Annotated in this window: 16 protein-coding genes and 4 tRNA genes; 16 read left to right on the forward strand and 4 right to left on the reverse strand. The window is 60.3% G+C overall.

Annotated features, from left to right (window positions below; translation table 11 throughout):
• Window positions 1–4 precede the first annotated feature (4 nt).
• Window positions 5–1,054 (reverse strand): HlyD family secretion protein, encoded by a 1,050-nt coding sequence (locus tag JFT87_RS14500; protein ID WP_201202260.1) that lies wholly within the window; start codon window positions 1,052–1,054, stop codon window positions 5–7.
• Between the two features lie 219 nt (window positions 1,055–1,273).
• Here JFT87_RS14500 and gltX point away from each other — a divergent pair, with 219 nt between their 5' ends.
• From gltX to JFT87_RS14560, 12 genes are all read left to right on the forward strand, one after another.
• The gene (gltX, locus tag JFT87_RS14505) at window positions 1,274–2,758 is read left to right on the forward strand and encodes a glutamate--tRNA ligase (protein WP_201202262.1); all 1,485 of its coding nucleotides are present in this window, start codon (window positions 1,274–1,276) and stop codon (window positions 2,756–2,758) included.
• Window positions 2,759–2,982: 224 nt separating this feature from the next.
• A tRNA-Ala gene (locus tag JFT87_RS14510) sits at window positions 2,983–3,058 on the forward strand.
• Window positions 3,059–3,137: 79 nt separating this feature from the next.
• Window positions 3,138–3,213 (forward strand) — tRNA-Glu (locus JFT87_RS14515).
• Between the two features lie 52 nt (window positions 3,214–3,265).
• Window positions 3,266–3,341: transfer RNA gene (locus JFT87_RS14520), tRNA-Ala, on the forward strand.
• 79 nt (window positions 3,342–3,420) lie between these two features.
• Window positions 3,421–3,496: transfer RNA gene (locus JFT87_RS14525), tRNA-Glu, on the forward strand.
• 182 nt (window positions 3,497–3,678) lie between these two features.
• Entirely contained in the window at window positions 3,679–4,218 is a 540-nt protein-coding gene (locus tag JFT87_RS14530) for a TetR/AcrR family transcriptional regulator (protein WP_201202264.1), read from the forward strand.
• Window positions 4,219–4,248: 30 nt separating this feature from the next.
• Window positions 4,249–5,082 (forward strand): alpha/beta fold hydrolase, encoded by an 834-nt coding sequence (locus JFT87_RS14535; protein ID WP_201202266.1) that lies wholly within the window; start codon window positions 4,249–4,251, stop codon window positions 5,080–5,082.
• A 48-nt stretch (window positions 5,083–5,130) separates the two neighbouring features.
• On the forward strand, window positions 5,131–5,568 hold the full coding sequence (locus tag JFT87_RS14540) for an acyl-CoA thioesterase (protein ID WP_201202268.1): 438 nt from the start codon (window positions 5,131–5,133) through the stop codon (window positions 5,566–5,568).
• Between the two features lie 142 nt (window positions 5,569–5,710).
• Window positions 5,711–6,670, forward strand: coding sequence for a tRNA dihydrouridine synthase (locus tag JFT87_RS14545; protein WP_201202270.1), 960 nt, complete (start codon window positions 5,711–5,713; stop codon window positions 6,668–6,670).
• 120 nt (window positions 6,671–6,790) lie between these two features.
• Window positions 6,791–7,237 (forward strand): Hsp20 family protein, encoded by a 447-nt coding sequence (locus JFT87_RS14550; RefSeq protein ID WP_201202272.1) that lies wholly within the window; start codon window positions 6,791–6,793, stop codon window positions 7,235–7,237.
• Window positions 7,238–7,416: 179 nt separating this feature from the next.
• Window positions 7,417–8,112: a DUF1266 domain-containing protein gene (locus JFT87_RS14555; protein WP_201202274.1), complete on the forward strand. Its 696-nt coding sequence runs from the start codon at window positions 7,417–7,419 to the stop codon at window positions 8,110–8,112.
• Entirely contained in the window at window positions 8,109–10,826 is a 2,718-nt protein-coding gene (locus JFT87_RS14560) for a DUF805 domain-containing protein (protein ID WP_201202275.1), read from the forward strand. The genes JFT87_RS14555 and JFT87_RS14560 overlap by 4 nt, the downstream gene beginning before the upstream one ends.
• On the opposite strand, the gene JFT87_RS14565 is transcribed toward JFT87_RS14560, so the two are convergent.
• The 3 genes from JFT87_RS14565 to JFT87_RS14575 all read right to left on the reverse strand — a co-directional run bounded on the left by JFT87_RS14565 (window position 10,823) and on the right by JFT87_RS14575 (window position 16,846).
• Window positions 10,823–12,514, reverse strand: coding sequence for a molecular chaperone HscC (locus JFT87_RS14565; RefSeq protein WP_201202276.1), 1,692 nt, complete (start codon window positions 12,512–12,514; stop codon window positions 10,823–10,825). The genes JFT87_RS14560 and JFT87_RS14565 overlap by 4 nt on opposite strands.
• 93 nt (window positions 12,515–12,607) lie before the next feature.
• On the reverse strand, window positions 12,608–15,886 hold the full coding sequence (locus tag JFT87_RS14570; protein ID WP_201202277.1) for a sensor domain-containing protein: 3,279 nt from the start codon (window positions 15,884–15,886) through the stop codon (window positions 12,608–12,610).
• Between the two features lie 69 nt (window positions 15,887–15,955).
• A complete protein-coding gene (locus JFT87_RS14575) occupies window positions 15,956–16,846 on the reverse strand; it encodes a LysR family transcriptional regulator (RefSeq protein ID WP_201202278.1) in 891 nt (296 codons plus the stop codon).
• Between the two features lie 146 nt (window positions 16,847–16,992).
• Between JFT87_RS14575 and leuC the strand changes: the two genes are divergently transcribed.
• From leuC to leuB, 4 genes are all read left to right on the forward strand, one after another.
• Window positions 16,993–18,411: a 3-isopropylmalate dehydratase large subunit gene (gene leuC, locus JFT87_RS14580; RefSeq protein ID WP_201202279.1), complete on the forward strand. Its 1,419-nt coding sequence runs from the start codon at window positions 16,993–16,995 to the stop codon at window positions 18,409–18,411.
• 10 nt (window positions 18,412–18,421) lie between these two features.
• Window positions 18,422–19,066 carry a 3-isopropylmalate dehydratase small subunit gene (gene leuD / locus JFT87_RS14585; protein WP_201202280.1) on the forward strand — a complete coding sequence of 215 codons (645 nt, stop codon included), beginning with the start codon at window positions 18,422–18,424 and terminating at the stop codon, window positions 19,064–19,066.
• 156 nt (window positions 19,067–19,222) lie between these two features.
• On the forward strand, window positions 19,223–19,990 hold the full coding sequence (locus tag JFT87_RS14590) for a class I SAM-dependent methyltransferase (RefSeq protein ID WP_201202281.1): 768 nt from the start codon (window positions 19,223–19,225) through the stop codon (window positions 19,988–19,990).
• Between the two features lie 75 nt (window positions 19,991–20,065).
• On the forward strand, window positions 20,066–21,148 hold the full coding sequence (gene leuB / locus JFT87_RS14595) for a 3-isopropylmalate dehydrogenase (RefSeq protein WP_201202283.1): 1,083 nt from the start codon (window positions 20,066–20,068) through the stop codon (window positions 21,146–21,148).
• Window positions 21,149–21,187: the final 39 nt, after the last annotated feature.

Below are 21,187 nucleotides of genomic sequence, written 5' to 3' on the forward strand. Positions count from 1 at the left end.
TTGATCACCGGCCATCGTCAGGGGCGTCTTTGATGTTCACTTTGACGGTGACCGACATGCCCGGGCGGATCTTGCCGTGCAGCGGGTTGTCCGCGGCGAAGGTCAGTTTGACCGGAATTCGTTGTACGACTTTGGTGAAGTTGCCCGTGGCATTGTCCGGCGGCAACAGGCTGAACTGTGCGCCAGAAGCGGCGAACAGGCTGTCGACCCGCGCCTGGATCGGCGTATCGCCGTAGGCATCGAAGGTCAGCTCGGCTTTTTGGCCGGGCTGCATATGGCCGATCTGGGTTTCCTTGAAGTTGGCCTGAATCCAGATGTCCTGATCCGGGACGATCGACAGCAAATAAGCGCCAGCCTGCACATATTGGCCATTGCGTGCGGCGCGCTGGCCGATCAAGCCGCTGATCGGTGCGTGGATTTCGCTGCGGGTCAGGTTCAGTTGCGATTGGGCCAGGTCGGCTTTGGCGTTGGCGATCATCGCATCGAGGCGTTTGATCTCGGCGCTCAGGGCGTTGACCTGCTGGCGCTGACTTTGCGCGTCGGCCTGGGCCTTGGTCACTTGCGAGCGGGCGATGTGGTTGTCGGCGGAGAGGGTGGTCACCCGTTCTTCCGAAACATAGCCGGGTTTGCGCAGGGTCTGGGCGCGGGACAGGTCGATTTGCGAGCGACCAAGGCTGGCCTGGCTGGAAGCGACTTGCGCATCGCTGGCGGCAATCAGGCTGGCTTGCTGGGTCAGTTTGCTCTGGGCTTGCACGCGCTCGGCTTCGCGCATGGCGAGGGCGGCGTTGGCGCGGTCGACGGCGAGGTGGAAGTCATCGCCTTCGAGTTTGACCAGCAACTGGCCCTTTTCGACGTGCTGGTTGTCCTGCACTAATACTTCATCGATGCGTGCGCCCAACTGACTGGAGACACGGGTGATCTCGCCCTGGACATAGGCATTGTCGGTGCTTTCATAAAAGCGTCCCTTGAGAAACCAATGCGCAAAGAAGCCACCAGCAATCAGCAGGACAATCAACAGAAAAATAAACAGGCGACGCTTGAGTTGGGCAGGCATGGGGCAAACTGTAGTCGAGAAGTGTAAGGAAAGTTATCAGCAGGCGAATCTGGCATACAGCCGATAAACGGTAAATGCCATTGGCTGATATTCGGCCATTCACCGCGGCATACGGGCGTTGTAGACGCAACCTTGGCTTAAATGCCCTGCTGACTGGAGCCGGGCGGGTATCGCCTGTTACCATTCGCCCTTTGTTTGATCTTCATTTCGAGACTTGCCATGACCACCGTCCGCACGCGCATCGCGCCATCGCCTACCGGGGACCCCCACGTAGGTACCGCTTACATCGCATTGTTCAACTACTGCTTTGCCAAGCAGCATGGCGGTGAGTTCATCCTGCGGATCGAAGACACCGACCAATTGCGTTCGACCCGCGAGTCCGAACAGCAGATCTTCGACGCCCTGCGCTGGTTGGGTATCGACTGGAGCGAAGGCCCGGACGTTGGCGGCCCGCACGGTCCATACCGTCAGAGCGAGCGCGGCGAGATCTATCAGAAGTACTGCCAGCAACTGGTTGAAATGGGCCACGCCTTCCCGTGCTTCTGCACCGCCGAAGAACTGGACCAAATGCGCGCCGAGCAAATGGCCCGTGGCGAAACCCCGCGTTACGACGGCCGTGCACTGTTGTTGTCGGCGGAAGAAGTCGCCCGTCGCCTGGCCGCCGGCGAGCCGCATGTGATCCGCATGAAAGTGCCGAGCGAAGGCGTTTGCGTGGTGCCGGACATGCTCCGTGGCGACGTCGAGATCCCGTGGGATCGCATGGACATGCAAGTGCTGATGAAGACCGACGGCCTGCCGACGTACTTCCTGGCCAACGTGGTCGACGACCACTTGATGGGCATCACCCACGTGCTGCGCGGCGAAGAATGGCTGCCCTCGGCGCCGAAACTGATCTTGCTGTACGAGTACTTCGGCTGGGAACAACCGGAACTGTGCTACATGCCGCTGCTGCGTAACCCGGACAAGAGCAAGCTGTCCAAACGCAAGAACCCGACCTCGGTGACGTTCTACGAGCGCATGGGCTTCATGCCGGAAGCGATGCTCAACTACCTGGGTCGCATGGGCTGGTCGATGCCGGACGAGCGCGAGAAGTTCTCGCTGCAGGAAATGGTCGACAACTTTGACCTGAGCCGCGTCTCGCTCGGCGGCCCGATCTTCGACGTCGAGAAACTGTCGTGGCTGAACGGCCAGTGGCTGCGGGACTTGCCGGTGGAAGAATTTGCCAGCCGCTTGCAGACCTGGGCGCTGAACCCGGAATACATGATGAAGATCGCACCGCACGTGCAGGGCCGGGTTGAAACCTTCAGCCAGGTTGCGCCGTTGGCCGGGTTCTTCTTCGCGGGTGGCGTGAACCCGGACGCCAAGCTGTTCGAATCCAAGAAGCTCTCGGGCGATCAGGTTCGTCAGTTGATGCAATTGATTCTGTGGAAGCTCGAAAGCCTGCGTCAGTGGGAAAAGGACAGCATCACCGCGACGATTCAAGCGGTGGTCGAGTCCCTGGAGCTGAAGCTGCGTGACGCCATGCCACTGATGTTCGCTGCGATTACTGGCCAGGCCAGTTCGGTGTCGGTGCTTGATGCGATGGAAATCCTCGGCCCGGACCTGACGCGTTTCCGTCTGCGCCAGGCCATCGACTTGCTCGGTGGCGTGTCGAAGAAGGAAAACAAGGAGTGGGAAAAACTGCTGGGCAATATCGCCTCGTAGGAGCTGCCGAAGGCTGCGATCTTTTGATCTTCTTCTTCGGCACTTCGCAAAAGATCGCAGGCTTCGCCAGGTTCCATGGGCCTGCGTTCTTTCCCAAGGCCCCGGTTTTTCGGGGGAAGGGCGGTAAGTGATTGTTATGTCGGCAAAAAACTTTGAAATATTTTAAAAATAAGTTTGACAGGCTTTCGATGCGCCATTAAGATTCGCCCCGTCCTCAGCGATGAGGGGCTATAGCTCAGCTGGGAGAGCGCTTGCATGGCATGCAAGAGGTCAACGGTTCGATCCCGTTTAGCTCCACCAATTTACACTTCAAGGTCTGGCCACACCGGCTTTGAAGCGATCAACACTCAGTGTTGATCTGTTGTATAGAAGGGTTTGCGTCCCCTTCGTCTAGTGGCCTAGGACACCGCCCTTTCACGGCGGTAACAGGGGTTCGAGTCCCCTAGGGGACGCCAGTTTTACAGAAGTAGTGTCGCAAGATGCCGCTCCGCCGCCAGGCGATAAATCGGGGCTATAGCTCAGCTGGGAGAGCGCTTGCATGGCATGCAAGAGGTCAACGGTTCGATCCCGTTTAGCTCCACCAATTTTACAGTTCAAGGTCTGGCCACACCGGCCTTGAATCGATCAGCACTCAGCGCTGGTCAGTTGTATAGAAGGTTTGTGTCCCCTTCGTCTAGTGGCCTAGGACACCGCCCTTTCACGGCGGTAACAGGGGTTCGAGTCCCCTAGGGGACGCCACGATTACCCGCTTTGCGGGATTTATAAGGGTCATTCAATTATTGAATGGCCCTTTTGTTTGTCTGGCGTTTGGCCAATTCTCCTTTTTCTTCAAAACTGTTCTTCAGACCAGCGGTCACACCCATGACTTGCGCAAAATTATTATGCGAATAATATTCTAGTCGTAATATTCGGAGGCAACGATGAACGATAAAAAAGCTCAAACCCGCGAACGCATCCTCAAGGCTGCCAGCGCTGCGCTGATCCAGCGTGGCCCGGCCGAGCCGAGTGTGGGCGAAGTGATGGGTGCGGCCGGTCTGACGGTCGGCGGCTTCTACGCGCACTTTGAAAGCAAGGACGCGCTGATGCTGGAAGCGTTCAAGCAACTGCTCGGCCAGCGCCGAGGCTTGATCGCCGACATGGACGCCGAGTTGACCGGCGAAGAGCGTCGCGCCTTGGTCGCTGCGTTCTACCTGTCGCGTAAACACCGCGATTCCACCGAGCACGCGTGCCCGATCCCGGCTTCAGTCGGTGAGCTGGGACGTCTGCCGGACGAATTCCGTGTGGCGTTGAATGAACACGTGGAAATGATGGTCGCGCAGTTGGCGGCCAGCCCGGAAGACACCGATAAAGCCCTGGCTGACATGGCCTTGATGGTCGGTGGTTTGGCTCTGGCGCGGGCGCTGGGGCCAGGTGAGTTGTCCGATCGACTGCTGCGCGCCGCCAAATCAGCGGTGCTATGACCTGAAGGCAAAAGCCTGAGGAGTGGAGCGATGAGCACGTTAAAGTGGGTTCGTGGCGTTAATGGCACCTTAGGCTGGTTCGCACCAAAACTGGTCGCAAGCAAAATGCGACTGGCGTTCATGACACCGCGCACATTTGCGCCCCGTGACTGGGAGTTGCCGCTGCTGGCGAAATCCGAGCGGATCACCTTGCGGTTCGGCCTCTCGGCTTTGCGCTGGGGGCAGGGCCCGGCGGTCTTGTTGATGCACGGTTGGGAAGGGCGGCCCACCCAATTCGCCAGCCTGATCACCGCGCTTGTGGAAGCTGGCTACACCGTGGTGGCGCTGGACGGTCCGGCCCACGGTCGCTCCCCAGGTCGCGAAGCCAATGTGGTGCTGTTCGCCCGGGCCATGCTCGAAGCGGCCGCTGAGTTGCCGCCTCTGCAAGCGGTCATCGGCCACTCCATGGGCGGCGCCAGTGCGATGCTCGCGGTGCAATTGGGTTTGCGCACCGAGACCCTGGTGACGATTGCCGCTCCGGCACGGATTCTAGGTGTATTGCGTGGTTTCGCCCGCTATGTACGACTACCACCGAAAGCCCGCTCGGCGTTCATTCGCCAAGTCGAGAAAGACGTCGGCATGCGCGCCGCCACCCTGGATGTCGCGCACTATCAACTCGATATGCCGGGGTTGATCGTCCACGCCGAAGACGATTGCTTTGTGTCCGCCAAGGAAGCCCAACTGATCCACGAAGCCTGGTTCGACAGTCGCCTGTTGCGCCTGGAGGAGGGTGGTCATCAGCGCGTGCTGGCGGACCCTCGGGTGATTGATGGGGTGCTATCACTGCTGGCCGGCCGCAGCCTTCAGGCGCGGCAATTGGCCTGAGCATCCGTTACACTCCCCCGGTCGAATTTATCTGACCGGGAGTGGGGCATGGGCTGGGATCGGGCAACGCCATTTATCATTGATCTGGAAGTCGGCGCCGAGGACATCGACGGGCTGGGCCACGCGAACAACGCGGTGTACGTGACCTGGCTCGAACGCTGCGCCTGGCGCCACTCGCAACGGCTTGGCCTGGACCTGGTCGAGTACCGTCGGCTGGATCGGGCGATGGCCGTGGTGCGCCACGAGATCGATTATCTCGCCGCCGCTTATGAAGGCGACGAGTTGCAATTGGCGACCTGGATCGTCGATTGGGACCAGCGCCTGAAAATGACCCGCCACTTCCAGTTGAAGCGCCCAAGCGACAACACCACGCTGCTGCGTGCCCAAACCACCTTCGTCTGCATCGAACTGTCCACCGGTAAGCCCAAGCGCATGCCTGTGGAATTTATCGAAGGCTACGGCCCGGCGTTGCAAGTCCTGACCTGAGCCAATCCCTGTAGGAGCTGCCGAAGGCTGCGATCTTTTGATCTTGACCTTCGTCGCAAAGTCAAAAGATCGCAGCCTTCGGCAGCTCCTACCCGGGCTAAACCTGTAAACTGCCGCACGTTTTTCGTTGAGTGTGTTTTCCATGCAAATTGCTTTGGCGCCCATGGAGGGGTTGGTCGACAACATCCTGCGGGACGTGCTCACCCGCGTCGGCGGTATCGATTGGTGTGTAACCGAATTCATTCGGATCAACGATCAACTGCTCACGCCGGCCTATTACCACAAGTTCGGTCCTGAACTGCTGAACGGTGCGCGAACCGCGTCCGGTGTGCCATTGCGTGTGCAATTGCTTGGCTCCGACCCGGTGTGCCTGGCGGAAAACGCGGCGCTGGCCTGCGAGCTGGGCTCGGAAGTCATCGACCTGAACTTCGGCTGTCCGGCCAAGACCGTCAACAAGTCTCGTGGCGGTGCAGTGCTGCTCAAAGAACCCGAGCTGCTCAACGAAATTGTCGAACACGTCCGTCGTGCCGTGCCCGCACACATCCCGGTCACCGCCAAGATGCGCCTCGGCTTCGATAGCCCGGATGGCGCGCTGGTCTGCGCCACGGCCCTGGCCGAGGGTGGCGCGGCGCACATCGTGGTGCATGCGCGGACCAAGACCGATGGCTACAAACCGCCGGCCCACTGGGAGTGGATTCCACGGGTACAGGACGTGGTCAAGGTGCCGGTGTTCGCCAATGGCGACATCTGGAGCGTCGAAGACTGGCGTCGTTGCCGCGAAATCAGCGGTGTCGAAGACATCATGCTCGGTCGTGGCCTGGTGTCGCGCCCGGACTTGGCCCGGCAAATCGCCGCCGCGCGAGCCGGCGAAGAAGTGGTCGAGATGACCTGGGCCGAGCTACTGCCACTGATCCAGGACTTTTGGCTGCAAGCCAAGGCACAAATGACTCCGCGCCAATCGCCGGGTCGCTTGAAGCAATGGCTGGCAATGTTGACCCGCAACTATCCCGAAGCAGTGGAGCTGTTCACCGTGCTGCGGCGTGAGACCGAACTGGATCATGTCTCGCGTTTGCTGGGTTTGAAAGTCGCGCAAGCGGCCTGAAAAAATCTGCAAATAATCTCTTGAAATCAAATTGGCGGCCCCTATTTAAGGGTTACGCGATGCCGAATTCGGGTCGCGGATACACAAAACCTTGCTGATTGTTTTCAGGAGATTTGAACCATGAGTACTGCATTTTCCCTCGCACCACTGTTCCGTTCCTCGGTAGGCTTCGACCGTTTCAACGACCTGTTCGAAACCGCCCTGCGCAACGAGCCTGGTAGCACCTATCCGCCTTACAACGTGGAAAAGCACGGTGACGATCAATATCGCATCGTCGTTGCCGCGGCCGGTTTCCAGGAAGAAGACCTGGAGTTGCAAGTCGAGAAGGGTGTGCTGACCATCAGTGGTGGCAAGCGTGATGCCAACGAAGGCGTGACCTTCCTGCACCAGGGCATCGCCCAGCGTGCATTCAAGTTGTCCTTCCGCCTGGCTGATCACATCGAGATCAAAGCCGCCGACCTGAGTAACGGTCTGCTGAGCATTGACCTGTTGCGTGTGGTCCCGGAAGAAGCGAAGGCCAAGCGCATCCCGATCAGCGGGACGCAAAAACCGGCTCTGCAGCACTGATTCAGTTGCAGATAAAAGCGTCTGAATGGGCGCTGAGCCGCTGAACGAAGGCCCCGATACGTCGGGGCCTTTTTTATGGGCGCTACACACCGGCTTTGCCGCCCGGCAGCGGTTTCTCTACAATCCGCCGCAGTTTTGCCGACCCTCCATCCCTCACCGGTCGGCCTGGAGCATTTTTCATGGATGAGATTCAGCAGCGCTGGCTGTGGGCCCTGTCTGCGCCTATGGCGGCGCTCAATCCTGGAGCCGGGTACGACGACCCTGCTTTCTGCGACGACGCGTACATCAATCTGAAGAACAGCTGGGGCATTGATGACCGCCAGGAGCTGTTCGGCATGCTCAGGCGGATGACCGACGACGGCCATGCCAAACATCTCAGTGCCGCGTATCTGGCCTGGCAGCGTTGCCTGCCGAGTGAATGGCCGGCGCTGCTTGAGCGCCTCGAACTCCGTGAACGCGTTCTGCATGAGTTTGCCAGCCGCACCTTCGACAGCTGCGGGGCTGGCGGGATTTTGTCCTGGGACTACGGGCGCATGGGGTTCCTCCTGCGCTGCGGTGTGCGCAACCAGTGGATTGATCTGGTCGAGAGTCAGTGGCTGCACACGCGCCTGGCCGTCAGGGCGCAATTTCATTACGACAGCTGGATGGCTTACTTCCATGGCTTCCTTATCGGTCGCGCATTCTGGTGCTGCCAGAGTAAAAGTGAAGAGGCACTGGCGTTCGAGCTCGATCGACAAGGGCAGACCACGCATAACCTGCTGATCGCCCGTGGTATGGATCAGAACATCCCGCAGTTTCTGCCTGACTTGCCTTGGCAAATGGAAATCGAGTTGCCGCCACGTCCGGCATCGCTCAAGGAGTTCGACTGGTCATGAGTTGCTGGATTCATCTGGGCATTGAGCCCACCACCGACGAAACCCTGATCCGTGATGCCTACCGCGCGCGTCTGCCCGCACATCACCCGGAGACCGATCCCGAAGGCTTTCAAGCGTTGCGCATGGCGTATGAAAAAGCCGTGCGTCTGGCTCGCGAAGATGCTGCCGAAGAGGACGAGGACGAGGACGAGGAAGAAGACTACAGCGAGTTCGAGGCACCCGACGAGACGGTCACTGAGGTGCCCCGGGCCTTTGTGGATTTCTGTGAGCTGCTCGACGATCCTGCACGGCGTTTCAATTTTGCCGCGTGGCAGGCGTTTATCCGAACGCTGGATCAATTGCCTCTGGATGAGCTGGTTGACCTCAGCTGGGATTTCTACCACCGAATGACCGATGCCGGCTTGCTGTCGCACCGATGCGCGAACCTGCTCGCACAGCGGATGGCCTGGGATCAACAACTGCTCGATCTTGACTACGATCATGCGGAGCGGGTCGAAGTGTTTCTGCAACGGATAAAGACCCCCGACCCGTTCGATCTGGCGCTGATGAGCCAGTGGCCTGAGGCCGCACAGGTTGAGTCGCTGTGGTACACCCGCAGCCTCGACGTCACCTTCGCCCAGCGTCCGCTGCACGAATTCAGTCATTTCGCTCTCCGACACACCTGCTTGCCGTTGCCTGATGATGAGGCGTACATCAAGCGCCTGCTCGGGCAGTTCACTCAGGCGGGTATCAGCGGGGAAGGGTTGCTGCAGTGCTGTGTCGAACAGCAGCGTCAGCATCCTGACGACATCGACTGGCTGTACTTGCTGGCCAGTCAGTACAGTTTGCAGGGGCTGGACGATCAGGCGTGGCCGAACTGGATCCGCTTGTGGCAGGAACATCGCCATCCGAAAGCCGAAGGCCAGTTGTTGGCGTTATGTGCCGAGCGCTCACCGGACTTGCTGCCGTTGCTGATTCAGGCCTTCGATTGTGCCCAGCCTTTCAGTGCCTGGCCGCTTGATCTTGACGACGCCAGTCAGGCGTATGGCAGCCCGTCTCAGCAACCGCAAACGCTGTTGCGCTGGCTGGACGTAGGTCCTCTGCAGCTTCAAGGGCTGGCCAGGGCTTTCGTCGATTGGCGCCTGCACGACGATGAGTTGCCGCTGCTGGCGCTGTTGCTCGGCGAGCATGCCGACATCCGCTTGCAGCGACTTTATCGGCACGCGTGGGCGTTGCATCGCGGTGACGTGCTGTTGTTGCAGCAGGTGCTCGACGAGGCGTTGCCGCTGGATGCACTTGAAGCGCTGGTGCTGAGCGGCTTTCAGTATCAGGCGGAGCAACATGTGCGCTGGCTGAAGCAAGCGCCGATCGCGTTGGCGATGAATGCCTACATCGATGAAAACGCAGTGTCGCCGCAACTGCCGGCGGCGCAGACCAGCGATCAGTCGCACAGCCTCTGCCGTGGGTGGTTGCGCCGGTTGCGTCCTTACGATCATGCCGCGCTCGCGCGCATTGACGAAGACTTCAAGCTCAACGGTTCGTACGCCGGCACTGATCTGTCGGAACTGACGCAACTGCTGCAACTGGCTCAACACGATGTGCTGTTGCCGGCGCCGGAGGCGGGCGAAGCGTTGTGGCAATGGCACGCGCAAACGCTGTTTCTGCTGGCGTTGCTGGGGCAAACGGAGCGTTGGTTGCCATTGATCGACGCGCGGATGCTGGAGTCATTGGCATTCAACCCGGCCCATCCGCTCAGCCGCTTGCAGCCGTTATTGCAGCGATTGTTGCGTGAGCAAGGCAATTGCAGTGGCTTGCTCGGCTTGCTGCAAACCGAAGAGCCGGTGCAAGCGCTGCTGGCCCAGCAGATGTGTGGGGTTCAGGAGGCGCTCGACAGCCTGCGCTTGCTCAGCAACGACCGGTTGTTCACGTGCATGCGCCGCGATCTGAGGGCTTTTGACGACGACCTGCTCGGCCGGATGCTGCTGACCGGGGTTCTGTATCACACAGGATTGTTTGATGCCAAACAGCGACGCTTTCTACTCGACAGGATTACCGAAGTCGTCAACCCGCAGGATTGGTTCGACGGTTTCCGCCACAGCTTGATCAAGGGCGAACCGGTACGGCCTTCTCGCGAGGCGCTGGAGGGCATTGACGACATCGACGACTTTTACCTGGCGCTCGATGCGCTCAAGGATCTGGTCAGGTACGGCGACGCGGGTGTGCCACGTCAGAAAAACCTGATACGCCTGCAGCGCGCCAAGGACAACCTGCAGAACGGCCTCGGTTTGCGTTTTGCCTGCAGCGCGCTGCTGTCGTGGTCGGAGCGTTTGCTGCTGGCCAGGGCCGAGGCGCGGCCGACATCGGCCATGGCCTTCTGGCGCCTTGGCTCGCGGCTGAGTCGCGAGGCCTTTGTCGGGCAAGTGATTGGCCTGGTGCTGCTCACCCCGCTGGTCGCCGTGCTCAGTGGGTCGACGACGCCCGCCCTGGTGGTGTTGTTGCTCGGGATGTTGATTCTGCTCGGCGCCATGCTCCGACGCCTGCATGACATGGGCCGAGGTATACCGACCTTTCTGGTGCTCGCCGGACTGACACCCGTTTTGCCTTTTCTGCCGCTGGTCCTGTTCGGCTTTCCCGGGGAGAAGTTGCCCAACCGCTATGGCATGCCCCCGGAAAGCTTTCGTGAAGACCCGTTGTCCGCCGGTTTGCAGGCTGCGTTGCGGCGTCTCATCGGCTAGAAGCGCAGTTCATCCAGGGCGTCGTTGAGCTGTGAGCGCTGGCTGGCAATCTGCGCAGGTTGCTGGTCGGCGAGCACAGCCGTGAAACCGTGCAACCATTCGGCAATGCGTTCGCGCTCGGTGCCGAGGCTCTGCATCCAGGCGCGCTCCAGGCGTGCCAGCAAGGTGCGGTTGGGCAACGCGTCGCGCGGGTGAACCTTGAGTGCGGCGAGCCGGTCGTGACTGTTCTGACGTGACGCTTCGTCAAGGCCGGTGGGGCTGCGGTCGATGGCGTGGCTGTGGCGCTTGCCGGTCTGAAGCAGCGTGACGTCAACCTCGAGCAGGCCATTGATGTCGTAACTGAAGCGTACATCCAGCGCTTGAATATGATCGCAGGGTGTCAGCGTCAGATCGAAACTCTCAATGAAGATGTTGTCGCGCACCCACGGGCGTTCGCCTTGATAGACCGCAATACGGATTTCTTCTTGCCGTGGGTAGGTTGTGTAATAGCGTTCCACCCGTGACGTCGGAATGATCGTGTTGCGCTCGATGATGGGCGAGAAGGCACCTTCGACACCTTTGCCGCGCATCGTCTCGATGCCCAGCGTGTAAGGGCAGACGTCGGTCAGGATCAGCTCCTCTACTGCGCCATCGCGGGCCTTGCACGCCGCTTGTGTGGCTGCGCCAAGCGCGACGATGGTGTCCGGGTCGAGATGCCGATAAGGCAGGCGGCCGAACAGCGTCGCAACCAGTTGTCGCACCGCCAGCATGCGCGTGGCGCCGCCGACCAGCACCAGGCTGTCGAGGTCACGGGGTTTGAGGCGGGCATCGCGCAGGGCCTGTTCGATCGGCGCACGCAAGCGGCCCAAAAGCGGTTCCCAGAGGCTTGCCGCAGTGGCTGCGTCCAGCGCCCATTCGAAGGTTTTTTCGCCAAGCCGCCAGTGCAGTTGCTGGGGGCCTTCACCCAGTTTGCATTTGAGTTGCTCCAGCGCATCGGCGAGGCTGGCCATGCTCTGGGCGTCGATCAGCGCCGGCGTCAGTTGCCAGTCCTTGAGGCAGGCTTGCAACAGCGCGGCAGTGAAGTCTTCGCCACCAAGGAAGTTGTCACCGGTGGACGCGTGCACTTCGATCAGCGGCAAGGCGTATTCCAACACCGTGACGTCGAAAGTGCCGCCGCCCAGATCGAAGATCAGCGTGCGTTCGAATTTCTGCTCATGCAGCCCATAAGCCATGGCCGCTGCGGTCGGCTCGTTGATCAGTCGCGTGACGGACAAGCCGGCCAGCTCGGCGGCAAACAGGGTGCGCTTGCGTTGTTCGTCACTGAAATACGCCGGCACCGAAATCACCGCCTCGGAGACCGGATGACCCAGAAACGCTTCGGCGTCTTGCTTGAGTGAACCGAGTACCAGCGCCGACAACTCTTCAGGGCTGAAGGCGCGCGCGCCGAGCTCGATCTGTTTATCGCTGCCCATGAACCGTTTGAACGCGGCGGCCGTGCGATCCGGGTGCGTGGTCAGGCGGGCGCGGGCGGCTTTGCCGACCAGGATCGTATCGTCTTCATCGAGGCTGACCACCGACGGGGTCAGCACGTCGCCGAGGGCATTGCGGATCAGCTCGGCGCGACCGTCGCGCCAGACGGCGATCAGGCTGTTGGTGGTGCCAAGGTCGATGCCCAGCAATGCCGGGCGGGGGAGGGTTGCATCCTGCATGAAAGATCTCGAAACGGCGCAAAAAAGCGACCCTACAGGTTGGCGCAAACCGTGGCAATTGCCGCTCTGTTGCAAGCTGCGCAGCGGCGAATATCAGGGCAGGAGCTTTTTCAGATCCTCCAGCGGTAGTGGTCGACTGTGCAGGAAGCCCTGATACAAATGGCAACCCAATCCCTGCAAAAACTCAAGTTGCTCCGGTGTTTCAACCCCTTCGGCAATCACCTCCAATTCCAGGCTGCGGGCCATGGCGACGATGGCGCGGATGATTTCGGCGTCGTTGGGGTCGGTGGTGGCGTCGCGGACGAATGACTGGTCGATTTTCAGCGTGTCCACCGGCAGGCGCTTGAGGTAAGTCAACGAGGAATAACCGGTGCCGAAGTCGTCCATGGCAAAGCTCACACCGAGTTTTTTCAGGCGACGCATTTTGCTGATGGTGTCTTCCAGGTTCTGGATGACGATGCCTTCGGTGATTTCCAGTTTTAGCAACGAGCAGGGCAGGCCATGGTTGCTGAGACTGCGTTCGATACGTTCGACAAAGTCGTTCTGACGGAATTGCCGCGGGCTGATGTTCACGCACAGGCTGAAGTTGAACGGGTCGATCAGGCCCTTGGCGATCAATTGCTTGAAGGCATCGCAGGCTTCGTCGAGGATCCAGGTGCCGACCTCCAGAATCAGCCCGCTGTCCTCAAGCACCTTGATGAACTCAGTAGGCGATTGCGCGCCCAGTTCCGGGTGGTTCCAGCGCACCAGGGCTTCGGCGCCGATGATGCGGTTGTCCTGAGCGTCGACTTGCGGTTGGTAATGCACGCTGAACTCGCCCCGGGACAGCGCCAGGCGCAGGTCGGTTTCCATGCGCAACCGTTCGCTGGCGGCCTTCTGCATGGTGTTGTGGTACATCTGCGTGGTGTTGCGCCCGGAATCCTTGGCCCGGTAAAGGGCAATGTCGGCGCGCTTGAGCAGGTCAGTTGGGGTCGAGCCGTGGTCGGGAATCAGTGCGATGCCGATGCTCGGCGTGACTTGCAGGCGCTGGCCGTCGAGGAACATCGGTTCCGAGAGCAATTCGCGCAAAGTGTCTGCCAGTTCCCGAACCTGCTCGCTGACTTCGCTGCGCGAACCTTCCAGACCGCTGAGCAACACCACGAACTCGTCACCGCCCAGCCTTGCGACGGTGTCTTCCATGCGCACGCTGGCTTCGAGCCGCGCGGTAATGATCTTCAGCACTGTATCGCCCACCGGGTGACCGAGGGAGTCGTTGATGTGCTTGAAGTGGTCGAGGTCTAGAAACAGCAACGCGCCACGCAGGTTGTGACGTTTGAGCAACGCGATCTGCTGGCTCAGCCGATCCATCAGCAGCGCGCGGTTGGGTAGGTTGGTCAACGGGTCGTGGTAGGCCAGGTGGCGGATCTGCGCTTCGGCGTTTTTTAACAGGCTGACGTCCCGGGCGGTCAGCAGCAGGCAGGCGGTTTCGTTGAGGGTGATCGGTTCGACCGAGACCTCGACGGTCAGCAGATCGCCTCCTTTGTTACGCCCGAGCATCTCCTGGTGGTGCACGCGGCCCTTGATCTGCAACTCGGCCAGCAGCGCCGAACGTTGTTTCTCTTCAGCCCAAATACCCACCTGATACACGGTTTTGCCCAGCACTTCATCGGCGCGATAACCGGTCAGGCGACAGAAACCGTCGTTGACCTCCAGATAGCGCCCGGTATCGCGTTCGGTGATAGTGATGGCGTCGGGGCTGGAGTGGAACGCTTTGGCGAATTTCTCTTCGCTGGCCTTCAGTGCCGCTTCCGAGCGCTGTTGCTGGGTGATGTCGCGCAGGGTGGTAACGATGCACGGGTGGTCGTCGACGCTGATCTGCCGGCTGGAAATCACACAGGTCAGGGACTGCCCGCTCTTGTGCTGGACCTGAATCGCGACGTTGTTCAGGCCTTGTTCGCGAATCACCTGCTCGATCCGTTGCAGGCTTTTCGACGAAGCGTCCCACAGGCCGATCTCATCGGCGCTGTGGCCAATCACGTCGGCGGCGGTCCAGCCGAAGGTCTGGGTGAAGGCGGAGTTGATTTCGATAAATTGTCCGCTTTCCTGACGCGTCACACAGATCGGGTCCGGGCTGACCTGGAACAGGGTGGCGAATTTCTCCTCCGAGGCCACCAACTGCTGCTCGCGCTCGACCTGATCAGTGATGTCCAGCAAGGTGCCGGCCATGCGCAACGGCAGGCCGTTTTCATCGCGGTAGAGTCGGGCACGGCTTTCCAGGTAGCGCGAGCTGCCGTCGGGTAATTGCACGCGATAGGTCAGTTGATAATTGCCCGCCGGGCCTTCGCGCAGACTGCGGTAGGCGTTGCGCATGCTGTCGCGCTCTTCGCCGGGCACGCCTTCGAAAAATTCATCGAAGGCTTCATGAAAGGGTTTGGCTTCCAGCCCGTGCAGCTGCGCCGCCCGGGCCGAGCCGTAGAGCATGCCGCTGGGAATGTGCCAGTCCCAGGTGCCGAGTTGCGCCGAATCCAGGGCCAGGTCGAGGCGCTCCTGGCTGTCCTTAAGCGCATGTTCGGCGGCTTTGCGTTCTGTGGTGTCGAGGAAGGTGCTCAGCAAATAAGGCTGGCCTTCGAGCTCGACCTTTTGCGCACTGAGGATGCCGTCGTGGACCTGGCCATTGCTGGCGCGAAACTGCACTTCCATGCTGATCAGCTCGCCCTTGGCCTTGGTGGCCTTGACCAGAGCGGCCCGTTGCTCGGGATGGACCCAGAGGCCCAGTTCCAGAGTAGTGCGGCCAATAGCACTTTGTACCGGCCAGCCGAACAGGCTTTCGAAATACTGGTTGGCCTCGCTGATCAAGCCGTCTTCCTGGCGGGTCAACAGCACCATGTTCGGACACAGGTGAAACAACGTGGCGAAGCGCTTTTCCGAGCTGCTCAGGGCTTGTTCCCGTTGCCGCTGGTGAGTGATTTCACGGATCACCCCGATCATCCGCGGCCGGCCGTGCTTGTCCGGCAGTAGGCTGCCATTGATCTCGAGCCAGTGCAGGCTGCCGTCGGGCCAGCGGATGCGGTGGTGCATCGCTTGTTCCAGCGGGGCGCCGGCTATGACTGAGTTGAATGCGCGTATGGTTTTCGCCCGGTCCTCCGGTGGCAACAGGTCGAGGTATTCGAGGTCTGCCGGCATGGGTTGCTTGGGATCGAAGCCGAACAGCGCCTGCGTGCCCCGTGACCAACTGATCTGCCCGCGTTCGATGTCCCAATACCAGGCACCCAGATGCGCACCATTGAGCGCGGCCAACAACTGCGGGGCGCTTTCCCAACTCTGCTCCGAGCGCTGCGGGTCAATGGCCTGAATACGCGGCATCGGTGGAATACGGTCAACAGATTTGGGCATTGGCAACAGGCCTTGGGCTGAATGGGGCGTTAGGCACGGGGTTTTACAGCTCTATAGGAGTAGCACAAGTTAGCCGTGGGTCCCTGGCAGATCTATTTGTGCATCCAGCAGGGCCATAAAGGCGCGTGCCGCATTCGAAAGCGTCCTTTCGGTGTGCAGGATATAGCCTAGCTGGCGAGTGAGCTGTATGCCCGGCAAAGGAATGCGCGCCACCTGATCGTCGAGCATGGTGCGTGGCAAAACGCTCCAGGCCAGGCCAATCGAGACCATCATTTTGATGGTTTCCAGATAATTCGTGCTCATGGCGATGTTCGGCGTCAGGCCCTGGGCCTCGAACAAGCGCTGGACGATGTGGTGGGTAAACGTGTTGCCGCCGGGGAACACCGCCGGGTGCAGGGCGATGTCGGCCAGGCTGACGGGGCCATTGCTGATCAGCGAGTGCTCCGGGGCGACCACGAAATCCAGTGGGTCGTCCCACACCGGCATGGCCTTGACCAGTGCATGGGGCTCCGGCGCCAGGGTGATGACCGCCAGTTCGGCACGGCCATGGAGGATTTCTTCGTAGGCCACTTCCGAATCGAGGAACTGAATATCCAGCGCCACCAGTGGGTAACGGCGGGTGAACTCCCTTAATAACGGTGGCAAACGGTGCAGACCGATGTGGTGACTGGTGGCCAGTGTCAGGCGACCGCTCACTTCACCGGTCAGGTTGGTCAAGGCGCGGCGGGTGTCGTCCAGCACGTTGAGAATCTGATAGGCGCGCGGCAGCAGGGCGCGTCCGGCCTCGGTCAGACCGACTTCACGGCCCAGGCGATCAAACAGGCGCACCTTTAATTGCTGCTCCAGGCCGGCGATGCGCTTGCTGATGGCGGGTTGCGTCAGGTGCAGGCGCTCGCCGGCACCAGAGAAACTCCCGGTCTCGGCAATCGCGATAAAAGCGTTGAGGTTGGCCAGATCCATTGTGGTATTCCAGTTGGTTATCCAAAGCATAAAAAATATGAATTTGAGTTATTTAATGTAACCCCCTAGGATCGACCTCACAAGCCAAGGGGTTATTGAATTGCTCAAAACCCACGGCATAGAAACAAGCTGATGAGGACCGTCTGATGGCCGGCAAAACGCTTTACGACAAGCTTTGGGATTCCCATGAAGTGAAACGGCGCGACGATGGGTCGTCGCTGATCTATATCGACCGCCACATCATCCATGAAGTGACTTCGCCCCAAGCTTTCGAAGGCCTGCGTCTGGCCGGGCGCAAGCCTTGGCGCGTCGATTCGATCATCGCCACCCCGGACCACAACGTGCCAACCACCCCGGATCGCAAGGGCGGCATCGAAGCGATTACCGACCAGGTCTCGCGTTTGCAGGTTCAGACCCTCGATGATTACTGCGACGAATATGGCATCACCGAATTCAAAATGAATGACGTGCGTCAAGGCATCGTTCACGTGATCGGCCCGGAGCAGGGTGCGACCTTGCCGGGCATGACCGTGGTCTGCGGCGACTCGCACACCTCGACTCACGGCGCGTTTGGCGCCTTGGCTCACGGCATCGGCACTTCCGAGGTTGAACACGTGTTCGCCACGCAGTGCCTGGTCGCCAAGAAAATGAAGAACATGCTGGTCTCGGTCGAGGGCAAATTGCCGTTCGGCGTGACCGCCAAGGACATCGTCCTGGCGGTGATCGGCAAGATTGGCACTGCTGGCGGTAACGGCCATGCCATCGAGTTCGCCGGCAGCGCGATTCGCGACTTGTCCGTCGAAGGCCGCATGACCATCTGCAACATGTCCATCGAGGCCGGCGCTCGTGTTGGTCTGGTAGCCGCTGACGAAAAAACCGTGGAATACGTCAAGGGCCGTCCATTCGCCCCGAAAGGCGCGGAATGGGACATGGCCGTCGAAGCCTGGAAAGACCTGGTCTCCGACGCTGACGCGGTGTTCGACACCGTGGTTGAACTCGACGCCGCTCAGATCAAGCCGCAAGTCAGCTGGGGTACTTCGCCCGAGATGGTCTTGGCCGTTGATCAGAACGTGCCGGACCCGGCGAAGGAAATGGACCTGGTCAAACGCGGTTCCATCGAACGCGCCTTGAAATACATGGGTTTGAGCGCCAATCAGGCGATCACCGATATTCAGCTGGATCGCGTGTTCATCGGTTCCTGCACCAACTCGCGGATCGAAGACCTGCGCGCTGCGGCAGTAATCGCCAAGGGCCGCAAAGTAGCGTCGACCATCAAGCAAGCCATCGTGGTGCCGGGCTCGGGTCTGGTGAAGGCGCAAGCCGAGGCTGAAGGCCTGGACAAGATTTTCCTCGAAGCCGGTTTCGAGTGGCGTGAACCGGGTTGCTCGATGTGCCTGGCGATGAACCCGGACCGTTTGGAATCGGGCGAGCATTGCGCGTCGACCTCCAACCGCAACTTCGAAGGGCGTCAGGGCGCCGGTGGCCGTACGCACCTGGTCAGCCCGGCCATGGCCGCGGCGGCTGCCGTCAACGGTCGTTTCATCGACGTTCGCGAACTGATCTGAGGAACCGCACATGAGAGCTTTTACCCAACACACCGGTTTGGTCGCGCCATTGGACCGAGCCAACGTCGACACCGACCAGATCATTCCGAAGCAGTTTCTGAAGTCGATCAAACGCACCGGTTTTGGCCCGAACCTGTTTGACGAGTGGCGCTACCTGGACGTGGGCTATGCCTACCAGGACAACTCCAAGCGTCCGCTGAACAAGGATTTCGTGCTCAACGCCGAGCGTTATCAAGGCGCCAGCGTGTTGCTGGCCCGCGAGAACTTCGGTTGCGGCTCCAGCCGTGAACACGCGCCGTGGGCGCTTGAAGAGTACGGTTTTCGCAGCATCATCGCGCCGAGCTACGCCGACATTTTCTACAACAACAGCTTCAAGAACGGCTTGCTGCCGATCATCTTGAGCGACGCTGAAGTCGATGAACTGTTCCAGCAAGTTGAAGCGAATCCTGGTTACGAGTTGACGGTCGATCTGCAAGCCCAGACCGTGACCCGGCCTGACGGCAAGACCTACAGCTTCGAACTGGATGAGTTCCGTAAGCATTGCCTGGTCAATGGTCTCGACGATATTGGTCTGACATTGATGGATCACGAGGCGATTGCGTCGTTTGAAAGCAAACACCGGGCGAGCCAGCCGTGGTTGTTTCGCGACGTTTGATTGATCCGGGATTGATGTAGACAGGGCGGGCCTCTTCTCGAGCAAGCCCGCTCCCACAGTGGTTTTGTGATCGACGAAAAACCACTGTGGGAGCGGGCTTGCTCGCGAAGACGGCAGCCCAAACACCACAAGGCTTAACCCCAAAAGGAAGTCCCCATGACCAGTACCGCCCAGCACAGCCAAGTCGTACAAAAGCAATTCGGTGAACAGGCCTCGGCCTATCTGAGCAGCGCCGTTCACGCTCAAGGCACCGAGTTCGCACTGCTACAGGCTGAACTGGCCGGGCAGGGCAATGCCCGCGTGCTGGACTTGGGTTGCGGCGCCGGTCATGTGAGTTTCCATGTGGCGTCGCTGGTGAAAGAGGTGGTGGCCTACGACCTGTCGCAGCAAATGCTCGACGTGGTCGCCGCCGCCGCGATTGATCGTGGTTTCAGCAATGTCACCACCGTTAACGGCGCCGCCGAGCGCCTGCCGTTCGCCGATGGCGAGTTCGATTTCGTCTTCAGCCGTTATTCGGCGCATCATTGGAGCGATCTCGGCGTGGCCCTGCGCGAAGTGCGCCGGGTGCTGAAACCAGGCGGCGTGGCGGCGTTTGTCGACGTGTTGTCGCCGGGCAGTCCGTTGTTCGACACCTACCTGCAAAGCGTCGAAGTGCTGCGCGACACCAGCCATGTGCGCGATTATTCGGCGGGCGAGTGGTTGCGCCAGGTCAGCGAGGCGGGGTTGCATACCCGTAGCACCACGCGTCAGCGGCTGCGTCTGGAGTACACCTCCTGGGTCGAGCGCATGCGCACACCCGAAGTGATGCGCGCCGCGATCCTCGAGTTGCAGAAGTCGATGGGCAACGAAGTGCGCGAGTATTTTGAGATTGAGGCCGATGGTTCGTTCAGTACAGATGTACTGGTGCTGATGGCTGAACGATAAGCTCTGAACGATAGCGGCTGAACGAATTTTTCCGGGTGCGCCCACGGGCGCACCGACTGATGACATGAGGAAAGCATGAGCAAGCAGATTCTGATTCTCCCAGGTGACGGTATTGGCCCGGAAATCATGGCCGAAGCGGTCAAGGTGCTGGAGCTGGCAAGCGACAAGTACAGCCTGGGCTTCGAACTGAGCCACGACGTGATCGGCGGCGCAGCGATCGACAAGCACGGCGTGCCGCTGGCTGATGAAACCCTGGCTCGCGCCCGTGCTGCCGACGCTGTACTGCTGGGCGCCGTGGGCGGCCCGAAATGGGACACCATCGAGCGTGACATCCGCCCTGAGCGCGGCCTGCTGAAGATTCGTGCGCAGCTGGGCCTGTTTGGCAACCTGCGTCCGGCGATCCTGTACCCGCAACTGGCCGAAGCGTCGAGCCTGAAGCCTGAGATCGTTGCTGGCCTGGACATCCTGATCGTCCGTGAACTGACCGGCGGCATCTACTTCGGCGCGCCACGTGGCGTGCGTGTACTGGAAAACGGCGAGCGCCAGGCCTACGACACCCTGCCGTACAGCGAAAGCGAAATCCGCCGCATCGCCCGTATCGGTTTCGACATGGCCATGGTCCGTGGCAAAAAGCTCTGCTCGGTGGACAAGGCCAACGTGCTGGCGTCCAGCCAGCTGTGGCGTGAAGTGGTCGAGCAAGTCGCCAAGGATTACCCTGAAGTCGAACTGAGCCACATGTACGTCGACAACGCCGCCATGCAACTGGTGCGCGCACCGAAGCAGTTCGACGTGATCGTTACCGACAACCTGTTCGGCGACATCCTGTCCGACCAGGCCTCGATGCTCACCGGTTCCATCGGCATGCTGCCGTCGGCGTCCCTGGACACCAACAACAAAGGCATGTACGAGCCGTGCCACGGTTCGGCGCCGGACATCGCTGGCAAAGGCATTGCCAACCCGTTGGCGACCATTTTGTCGGTGTCGATGATGCTGCGTTACAGCTTCAATCTGCAGGATGCAGCCGATGCGATCGAGAAGGCCGTCAGTCTGGTTTTGGACCAGGGCCTGCGCACCGGCGACATCTGGTCGACCGGTTGCACTAAAGTCGGTACGCAGGAAATGGGTGACGCAGTAGTCGCCGCGCTGCGGAATCTGTAATCTCTCGGGCCCGCTGCCACTTTCAACTTCGAAAGCAGC

This window comes from Pseudomonas sp. TH15, from assembly GCF_016651105.1.
Taxonomy (GTDB): Bacteria; Pseudomonadota; Gammaproteobacteria; order Pseudomonadales; family Pseudomonadaceae; genus Aquipseudomonas.

Bases quoted from the DNA above. Each gene is read 5' to 3' on its own strand.
- gltX (WP_201202262.1), top strand. From the start codon at position 1,274: ATGACCACCGTCCGCACGCGCATCGCGCCATCGCCTACCGGGGACCCC.
- JFT87_RS14545 (WP_201202270.1), top strand. From the start codon at position 5,711: ATGCAAATTGCTTTGGCGCCCATGGAGGGGTTGGTCGACAACATCCTG.
- JFT87_RS14560 (WP_201202275.1), top strand. From the start codon at position 8,109: ATGAGTTGCTGGATTCATCTGGGCATTGAGCCCACCACCGACGAAACC.
- JFT87_RS14570 (WP_201202277.1), bottom strand. From the start codon at position 15,886: ATGCCCAAATCTGTTGACCGTATTCCACCGATGCCGCGTATTCAGGCC.
- JFT87_RS14540 (WP_201202268.1), top strand. From the start codon at position 5,131: ATGGGCTGGGATCGGGCAACGCCATTTATCATTGATCTGGAAGTCGGC.
- JFT87_RS14530 (WP_201202264.1), top strand. From the start codon at position 3,679: ATGAACGATAAAAAAGCTCAAACCCGCGAACGCATCCTCAAGGCTGCC.
- JFT87_RS14590 (WP_201202281.1), top strand. From the start codon at position 19,223: ATGACCAGTACCGCCCAGCACAGCCAAGTCGTACAAAAGCAATTCGGT.
- leuC (WP_201202279.1), top strand. From the start codon at position 16,993: ATGGCCGGCAAAACGCTTTACGACAAGCTTTGGGATTCCCATGAAGTG.
- JFT87_RS14500 (WP_201202260.1), bottom strand. From the start codon at position 1,054: ATGCCTGCCCAACTCAAGCGTCGCCTGTTTATTTTTCTGTTGATTGTC.
- JFT87_RS14535 (WP_201202266.1), top strand. From the start codon at position 4,249: ATGAGCACGTTAAAGTGGGTTCGTGGCGTTAATGGCACCTTAGGCTGG.
- JFT87_RS14555 (WP_201202274.1), top strand. From the start codon at position 7,417: ATGGATGAGATTCAGCAGCGCTGGCTGTGGGCCCTGTCTGCGCCTATG.
- leuD (WP_201202280.1), top strand. From the start codon at position 18,422: ATGAGAGCTTTTACCCAACACACCGGTTTGGTCGCGCCATTGGACCGA.
- JFT87_RS14575 (WP_201202278.1), bottom strand. From the start codon at position 16,846: ATGGATCTGGCCAACCTCAACGCTTTTATCGCGATTGCCGAGACCGGG.
- JFT87_RS14565 (WP_201202276.1), bottom strand. From the start codon at position 12,514: ATGCAGGATGCAACCCTCCCCCGCCCGGCATTGCTGGGCATCGACCTT.
- JFT87_RS14550 (WP_201202272.1), top strand. From the start codon at position 6,791: ATGAGTACTGCATTTTCCCTCGCACCACTGTTCCGTTCCTCGGTAGGC.
- leuB (WP_201202283.1), top strand. From the start codon at position 20,066: ATGAGCAAGCAGATTCTGATTCTCCCAGGTGACGGTATTGGCCCGGAA.